The sequence below is a fragment of the Bacillus sp. F9_6S_D1_P_5 genome (genome assembly GCF_054823925.1).
The window spans coordinates 1-8,646 of the sequence record NZ_JBTREW010000048.1 but is presented as its reverse complement, the minus strand read 5'-3'; the positions used below and the strand labels follow the sequence as shown (position 1 = coordinate 8,646).

General features: G+C 33.8%; 7 protein-coding genes and 1 rRNA gene. 6 read left to right on the top strand and 2 right to left on the bottom strand.

Annotated features, from left to right (window positions below; genetic code table 11):
• Window positions 1-481 precede the first annotated feature (481 nt).
• Both ACUXEY_RS27980 and ACUXEY_RS27975 read left to right on the top strand, forming a co-directional pair.
• Window positions 482-2,413: a glycosyltransferase gene (locus ACUXEY_RS27980; RefSeq protein WP_429603549.1), complete on the top strand. Its 1,932-nt coding sequence runs from the start codon at window positions 482-484 to the stop codon at window positions 2,411-2,413.
• A 66-nt stretch (window positions 2,414-2,479) separates the two neighbouring features.
• Window positions 2,480-3,256: a class I SAM-dependent methyltransferase gene (locus tag ACUXEY_RS27975; RefSeq protein ID WP_429603550.1), complete on the top strand. Its 777-nt coding sequence runs from the start codon at window positions 2,480-2,482 to the stop codon at window positions 3,254-3,256.
• A gap of 40 nt (window positions 3,257-3,296) precedes the next feature.
• Here ACUXEY_RS27975 and ACUXEY_RS27970 read toward each other — a convergent pair whose 3' ends face one another.
• Window positions 3,297-4,241, bottom strand: coding sequence for an NAD-dependent epimerase/dehydratase family protein (locus tag ACUXEY_RS27970; protein WP_461302069.1), 945 nt, complete (start codon window positions 4,239-4,241; stop codon window positions 3,297-3,299).
• A gap of 262 nt (window positions 4,242-4,503) precedes the next feature.
• On the opposite strand from ACUXEY_RS27970, the gene ACUXEY_RS27965 reads away from it, so the two are divergent.
• From ACUXEY_RS27965 to ACUXEY_RS27950, 4 genes are all read left to right on the top strand, one after another.
• The gene (locus ACUXEY_RS27965) at window positions 4,504-5,298 is read left to right on the top strand and encodes a sulfotransferase family 2 domain-containing protein (RefSeq protein WP_461302068.1); all 795 of its coding nucleotides are present in this window, start codon (window positions 4,504-4,506) and stop codon (window positions 5,296-5,298) included.
• 303 nt (window positions 5,299-5,601) lie between these two features.
• Entirely contained in the window at window positions 5,602-6,324 is a 723-nt protein-coding gene (locus ACUXEY_RS27960; protein WP_061883714.1) for a class I SAM-dependent methyltransferase, read from the top strand.
• A gap of 26 nt (window positions 6,325-6,350) precedes the next feature.
• A complete protein-coding gene (locus tag ACUXEY_RS27955) occupies window positions 6,351-7,223 on the top strand; it encodes a class I SAM-dependent methyltransferase (RefSeq protein ID WP_461302067.1) in 873 nt (290 codons plus the stop codon).
• A gap of 239 nt (window positions 7,224-7,462) precedes the next feature.
• The gene (locus tag ACUXEY_RS27950; RefSeq protein WP_461302066.1) at window positions 7,463-8,539 is read left to right on the top strand and encodes a glycosyltransferase WbsX family protein; all 1,077 of its coding nucleotides are present in this window, start codon (window positions 7,463-7,465) and stop codon (window positions 8,537-8,539) included.
• A 14-nt stretch (window positions 8,540-8,553) separates the two neighbouring features.
• Here ACUXEY_RS27950 and rrf read toward each other — a convergent pair.
• Window positions 8,554-8,646, bottom strand: a 5S ribosomal RNA gene (gene rrf / locus ACUXEY_RS27945); the annotation flags it as partial.

The window sequence follows — 8,646 nt, the reverse complement described above, 5'->3', positions numbered from 1 at the left end:
AAAAATAAAAATTGACGTTTCACGTTGTTTGTTTCGTTCAGTTTTCAAAGAACTACTTAGTCGCTCATTTGCGACTTCCTTATGTTAACATCTTCATCTTTCAATGTCAACTAAGTTTTTTATTTCGTTTGTCGCTTTCGACGTTAATGTCATCGGCGACTTGTTCTATATTACACCTCTATAATCTAATCGTCAATACCTTTTATCCTTTTTATTTTATAAATTATAAAAGGTATTCTCCGTCTCTAGTGATTCATAAACTGGTACAGTCACTTTCATAATCGACACTTTATACTTTCTTACCACTTATACCTTTCTAAAGAATGAATATCAAGCCAAACAAATATATATTAAAAGTAGCATTTTTTATTGCGAGTACATCCCAGCCACATTCACAATTATCTTCTACTACTTCTCTCTAGGAATTATAAGTACGCCATACATTTACTAAAAACCTAATTAACCTAGGAGGCGTTATGAAATGCATGTTAATAAGAAGATCATTTATGTATCCCATGATGCCCATTTCCACGGAGCGCAGCTGCTTTCTTTACATACTATTAAAGCTCTTAAAGAAAACTTTAACTACTCTGTCGCAATTATTTCTATTGGAACGGGCATTTTAATCCACGACTTTCAAAAGTATGGTCCTGTTTATTGCCTAGAGGAAGACTACCCAACGGAAAACAAAGTCGAATCATTAATAAAGAAGTTATTATCACAAGACTATACCATCGCCATATGTAGTACCGTCATAAGTGGTGATATAGTTGCATTACTAGCTAAACATAATATAAAAGTTATTTCATTAATACATGAATTGCCGCATTTAATACAACAGTACTCTGCTGAGGGAAAAGCGAGAAAAATTGCCGAGTCTGCTCACAAAATTGTCTTCCCTTCACAATACGTGTATGAAAAGTTCCGTACAATTACCCAATTAGATCATCAAAAGTGCCACATCCTCCCTCAAGGTTTGTTTAACCACAATCCTTATAAGAACAATATTGCAAAAGCGAGAAACGAATTACGAAAAAAACACAACCTGCCTCTAGATAGCAAAATCATTTTGGGGGTAGGCTTCGCTGATCATCGAAAAGGGATAGATTTATTCTCACTTATTGCTTACTCAGTAAGAAAGATTCATAAAAATATTCATTTTATCTGGGTTGGGAAAACAGATGTTCACTTTTTAAACACGCTATCACCAAGATATACAGCACATTTTACATTAGTGGATCCTACTCCAGATATCGGTTTATATAACGCCGGGGCTGATTTATATTTATTAACTTCAAGAGAAGACCCTTTTCCCAACGTTGTTTTAGAGGCATTAGATACAAAGGTCCCTGTTATAGGGTTTAAACACGCTGGAGGTTTTGAAGATGTTGTTACGGAACAAACTGGCGCATTAGTAGACTATTTAAACTTACCGATGATGCTGGAAAGAATATATGAATTTATTGGAGATGAAGAGTTACGGTTACAAAAAGGGAGCTTTGGCCAAAAACTTATCGAAAAAGATTTCAACTTCCTTCATTACATTTATCAATTGTTAAACCTGCTTGATCATAATTACAAGAAAATAAGCGTAATCATACCGAACTATAATTACGAAAAATACTTACCTGGCCGAGTTAAATCCATATTAAACCAAACCTATCCCCTTTACGAACTAATTTTCCTAGACGATGCTTCTACTGACAATAGTGTATCTATATTTGAACAGCTGCTCTCAAACGAAAATAAACCCCACCTAAAAGTTCAACAAATTATTAATGATACAAACTCTGGTTCTGTATTTAAACAATGGATAAAAGGCATCTCTGCAGCAACTGGTGATTATATTTGGATTGCAGAGGCCGATGACTTATGTGATCAGACATTTTTAGAAGAAGTAATGCAAGGGGTTCATATAAATACTGATGTCACCTTAAGCTACACACAATCAAAACAAATAGATGAACAAGGAAATATCCTAGCCAATCATTATTTAGATTACACAAATGATATTGATAAAGAAAAATGGAAGAGTTCTTACTTTCGAAAAGGGATAGATGAAATACAAGATACGTTACTTATCAAAAACACGATACCTAATGTCTCAAGTGTAGTTTTTAAAAACATAGCTATACAAACTACAGCAAAACAATTAGAAAAGTTTAAAGTAGCTGGTGATTGGTTTTTCTATGTTTCTATTCTGAAAGAGGGAAATATTTATTTCAATCCAAAACCTCTAAACTATCATAGACGACATACAAATAGCGTAACGAGAACAGAAGATTCATATTCCCATTACAGTGAAGTTGTACAAATGCAGAATTTCATTACAGAAACCTTTACTATCGACGACATTTCAAAAAAGAAAATGTACACATATAGAAAGTACCTTAAAGCATATTTGAAGGTTTAATTATATATTTTCTTTACCATCAGTATCTCTTGTAAGACATTACTATTATTTAAGGAGGGTTACTCTTTGAAAGAATTTATAGAAGCAAATAAAGATTTGATTTCTCAAATTGCACAGAACTACAATGTAAATGCAAGTATCCATCCGGAGGATCATATCTTTCAATTCCTGGTCACGAATCCAGTCTTTCCGTCTAAAAAAGAAGCAATAGATTATTATTTTAAAGATGGAAGAAAATCAGCAGAGACACTCTTAGATTTAATGAATTCCTTTTATCCTCCTGTAGACACTCCCATTCAATTATTAGAATTCGCATCCGGATATGGCTGCATAACACGTCATTTATTAAATCTACAAACGAACTTAAGTATAACTACTTGTGATATACATGAAGAGGCTATTACTTTTATTGAAAGTACATTAAATACTGCTTCTATCTTATCTCATCCCGAACCAGAACAAGTAAAATTAGCCTCGTCTACGTATGATATTGTTTTTTGTTTATCCTTTTTTTCTCATATGCCTGACACAACTTGGTTTCGTTGGCTTCAAACATTGTATAATGCCGTTTCCCCTGGCGGATTATTCATTTTTACAACTCATGGATATCAAAGTAAAAAGTACTTCGGCTTTCCCGATTTAAATGAACAGGGTTATTGGTTTCTCCCCTCTAGTGAACAACTGGATTTAGATGTTCATCAATACGGGCAAACGATCGTTAGTCCCTCTTACGTATGTGACAAAATTAAATTATTACCTTATAACCCTATCATCAAAAAATACACTGAAGGTTTTTGGTGGGAACATCAAGACCTTTGGGTAATACAAAAAGAAATAAAATAATAAACCATGCTCTACTTATACAGAAGTAGGGCATGGCTTATTATTTTTTACTATATAAGAACTCTTCAATCCATAGCTTATTTAATCTAATTCCACTTTTGAAATCCACTTTCGGTTCCCAATTACATTCTCGTCTTACCCTATCTATATTTAAAATGATTTTTTGAACATTTTCTTGTTTTTGTTTATAGCAGATAAAATCCACTTTTCTTTCCGTTAACTTCTCCAATTCTACTATAATTCGTTTTAAAGAAAGGCCTTTGCCGCTCCCTATGTTATACACACATGATTTCAGGCGATTTAATTGTGATAGTTGTATAGTGATTTCAACTAAATCATCGATATAAATATAATCTCGAATAATCTCTTGTGGATTCCCATATATATTAATCTTTTCATTACTGAGATGTTGATACAAAAAACAATTGATTGCACCAACTTTCTTTAAAGGATTTTGATATTTTCCATATGGATTAGAATATCTACATACAACATAGTCCATTCCATACTTTTTCTTATAAAAGTACAAATAATTTTCAAGCGACACTTTTGTTATTCCATAAGGAGAAAGTGGTTTTAATGGATGTTTCTCATCAATAGGTAAATATTCTGGTTCACCATAAACTGTGCCTCCAGAGGACGCTAATACAATTTTTTTAATAGGGAAACGTTTAACAGTTTCCATGAAATTAAGAAAAAAAAAGCTACTGTTCCTATCTCCAAAAACATCTTCAATTGAAGTTGCTACATTAGACGTTGCAGCTAAATAAATAATAATATCCACATTTACTAAAGCCTTATATATATCTTCAACATTTGCTAAATCACCTTTAATAAATTCAACCTCACTTATAAGATTTTGAGGGAAATTATTTATATGTCTGGAAAATACTTTTACATTTTGACCTTGTTTCAATAAACCTAATGCGAGGTTAATACCAATGAAACTATTTCCACCTACTATTAAATAATTATTCTTCCCCATAATATCCTCTCTAGTAATAAGATTCTTGCTTATCACACCTAGAAATACAAATAAATGAACTTGGACACTTTTATTATTTCTTTTCTTATAATTGTATGCCTCTTATACATTTTCATTATCTTTATTTTATATTTCCCTTTTAGAATCGCTTTCTTATTTAAGACGAAAGCAAAATACACTCATAATATTTACTCATTCTCATGAATATATTGGATTAATAAAAAATCCTCTTCTATATCCTTAAAAAAGGAGTGTTAAACTCATGAAAAATATAAATCAAAAGTTTTTAGAGTACATAATTCTACATAAAGATCGAATTCCGCATTTCCATAAGGATTTTCCCCTTATATTATTTTGGAGTCATAGAAGCGGATGTACCGCATTAGCTAATTGGTTCTTCTTTCAAATTGGATTATTTCCTGAAGCAAAGAAATACAATGATTTTATTCATTACTATGAATTCTGGGTATATAAAAATAACCTCAATTATATACAAGCGTTACATAGGGGCCTTCTAGAAGCAAAAAAACATGTTTGTAAACTCGTACGAAATCCCTATACGAGGGCCGTTAGCTCATTTTTATTACTTGCTGACAATCCTTACGCTAGTCCTCAATGGGATAGTATCCGAAAGTGTTTTTATAATGACAAGCATAGTAAGCAAGGAATATCATTCAAACAATTTTTATATTACGTTCAAGCACTTGGTTCCAATTCCCAAGTAATAGATATGCACTTTAGTCAACAATACGTCCAAGGTGAAGAAGCCTTTATCCAACGCTATATACCTTTAGAAGATTTTAATAAGCAAATTCCCAAAATAGAAAACGAATACGGTTTAATTAAATCTGACCTATCAAAACTTACAAGTTCAGGTCATCACCGCGCTCACAAGATGGTTTATACAGGAAGCTATGCAGAACTTAGCATTACAGATGAAGCCTTTCCCCGATTTCCAACATACGCAAGCTTTTATGACAAAGAAACAATGGATTTAGTTACAGAAATATATGCAAAGGACTTTGAAATGTATCCATATACGAAAGGGATATTTTAAACCCCTACGTTTTTCAATGAATAAAAGCAAATGTATCGCATAGCATAAAGTGAAACTTTAATTAGCGTGGGGTTCTCCCCCGCTAATTATCCCTTCTACCAATCTTACTTTTATGGTTTCCCTAATTTCTACCCACTCTCTTTAGTTTCACATGTGTCTGATACTATCCATAAAGTGAGGGCCTTTACGGGCAGTTCATCTCCCACCCAACTTCTTTGCTCCAGCCGGATTTTGAGGTGAGAGCATTACTGCCATGAAAATAATGGGGGAAATACATTGCATTTTATACAGGAGGGATGTCATGTGGAAGGTAATTTGAAGCACAATAATGGATACTGCGTTATTTGTGAGAAGGAAGCTACATTTATAGAGCATAATGATTGGCTTAGAGATCACTATTTATGTTCTACATGCCACTCTATACCGAGGCAACGAGCTTTAGTTCATGTCTTAAATACATTTTTTCCAAAATGGGGTTCCTATCATATCCACGAGTCCTCACCAGGAGGAATTACAACTCAACTACTAATAAAAAACTGCAAAAACTATACATATTCTCAATACTTTAAAAACTATCCTCTCGGTCAATACTTTCAAGGAATTAGATGTGAGAATTTAGAAAACATGACTTTTCAAAATGAATCTTTTGATTTGTTCATTACGCAAGATGTCTTTGAACACGTAATGGAGCCAGAGAAAGCCTTTAAAGAAATAGAACGTGTATTAAAGCCTGGTGGCGCTCATGTGTTTACTGTCCCTTGGTATCATACACTCCCAAAGACTTTACAAAGAGCAAGAAACAATAAAGACGGAATTGAGTATATGGAAGAGCCAATTTATCATGGAAATCCTATTGATGAGAAGGGGGCTTTAGTAACATTTGATTGGGGCCAAGATATGATTGAATATATTTATACACATGCAAATATGTATACAATTGTTTATTTACAAAAGGATAGATCACTAGGATTAGATGCTGAATTTCTACATGTTTTTATTAGTAAAAAACACGAACATAATTTTTAGGCACTATATAATTTGGAGGTTAACAAATGAATAACTTTAAGTTAGGAAATGATTTTGATAACCTTGTTAGTCCTCTTTCTGATGTTGAACTTCTAAATCTATTTATACAAAGTTGCTCACAAACAAAGATAAACGGCACCCCAGTACCTATGTTCCCCCCTGAAGAAATTCAACAACAGTTTGTAGGAGCTTCCTATGAACACGCTCTTTATGAAGCATATTTGTTTTATAGCCATGTAAAAACATATGCTCAAAATTTAGGCGTTCCCTTGAATAAAGAACGTAAAATTTTAGACTTTGGTTGCGGATGGGGAAGAATTATACGCTTTTTTTTCAAAGATGTTCGCGATGAAAATTTACTTGGTATTGATGTAGATCCCGCAATGATTAACATTTGCAATGAAACGTTAGGAAGAGGAATATATAAAACAGCCAATCCACAACCTCCTGTAGAATTTATTAGTGACAATTCATTAGATATCATATTCGCTTATTCTGTATTCTCACATTTATCCGAAGAAACTGCAGAACATTGGATAAAAGAATTTTCAAGAATTCTTCGTCCGGGTGGCATCTTCATAGCCACAACACAAGCACGCTATTTTCTCGATTACTGTCAACAATTCAAGGAACACCCTGAATTCATTCAAACGGGTTGGCATAAAACTTTATCACAAGCTTTTCCAGATATAAATCGGGCCATCTCGGATTATGAAAGCGGTAATTTTGTCCACAGTCCTACAGGAGCGGGAGATGTTAGAAATAGTAGCTTCTACGGAGAAACCGTTATACCTAGAACTTATATTAAAAATCACTATCAGAAGTATTTAAAGCTACGGGACTTTTTTGATGATGCAAACCGATTACCCCAAGCCCTATTTGTTCTCCAAAAAGATTAACCCTTTTCGTACATGGTAATGCGCATAATTTTATAATGAAAATCACTTTTCATCTCAGCCATATATTAAATCATCCAAGATTCCTCTATTGAGCAAACTGTAAAAACGAATTCAGAATTCAATATGAAGCACAACAAAATAGTAAGTAAATAACCTATCTAGCGCTTTAAACTCGATTCAAAAAATCAAAAGTAACTTCCCACCACTTCGAACTACAAAGAACATAAGGAGGATATACTTTGAAAATAATCGCTTTTTACTTACCACAGTTTCATCAAATAAAAGAAAATGACAAATGGTGGGGAAAAGGTTTTACTGAATGGACAAATACGAAAAGTGCACGACCTTTATTTGCAGGACATTATCAACCTAGAGAACCTTATCAAGATTTTTATTATGACTTAACGGACCCATCCGTAAGAAAATGGCAAGCAAAAATTGCCAAAGCACACGGCATATATGGTTTTTGTTATTACCATTACTGGTTTAAAGGGAAAAGGCTATTGGAGACACCCTTTAATGAAGTACTTAAGACGGGTGAACCAGATTTTCCATTTTGCCTTTCTTGGGCAAATGAACCGTGGACAAAAACTTGGGATGGTCTTGATAGTCACATATTAATGCCTCAAAATTATGGAGAGTTATCGGATTGGAAAGAACACTTTGACTATTTATTACAGGCTTTCCAAGATGAAAGATATATCCGTATAGATGATAAACCACTATTCATTATTTATCGTCCTGGGCATATCCCTGACTGTGAGCAAATGCTGAATTACTGGAATACACTCGCACAAGAAAATGGTTTGAAAGGTATATACTTTGTAGAAACATTAAACAGCTTCCCACTTCCTAATATAAATGGATTCGATGCTAGCATTCAATTCGAGCCTTTTTATACAGTTGCTCATGATAGCTCTTCAGACATAAATAAGACAATATATGAGTCTGGTAAACAAATAAACGCTTGGGATTATGATAAAGTGTGGATGTATATATTAAAACGATCTCCTTCAAAGAAAAAAACATTTCCCGGTGCCTTTGTTGACTGGGACAACACAGCACGCCGCAAAGACTTAAATAGCAGCATCTTCCTCGGTTCTACTCCTGAGAAGTTCACGATATATTTAAGTAAGCAAATCCATCGTACCTATTCTCTTTACAACAGCGAGTTTTTATTTATTAATGCGTGGAATGAATGGGCAGAAGGTACTTACTTAGAACCAGATAAAAGGCATGGATTCGCCTATTTAGAAGGAGTTAAACAAGCAATTAAGAGAGGTATGAAAGCATACAAAAAAGACGAGTCATTCTGACTCGTCTTAAAGTTGCTTGGCGACGTCCTACTCTCACAGGGACAAGGTCCCAACTACCATCGGCGCTAGAGAGCTTAACTTCCGTGTTCGGTATGGGAACGGGTGTG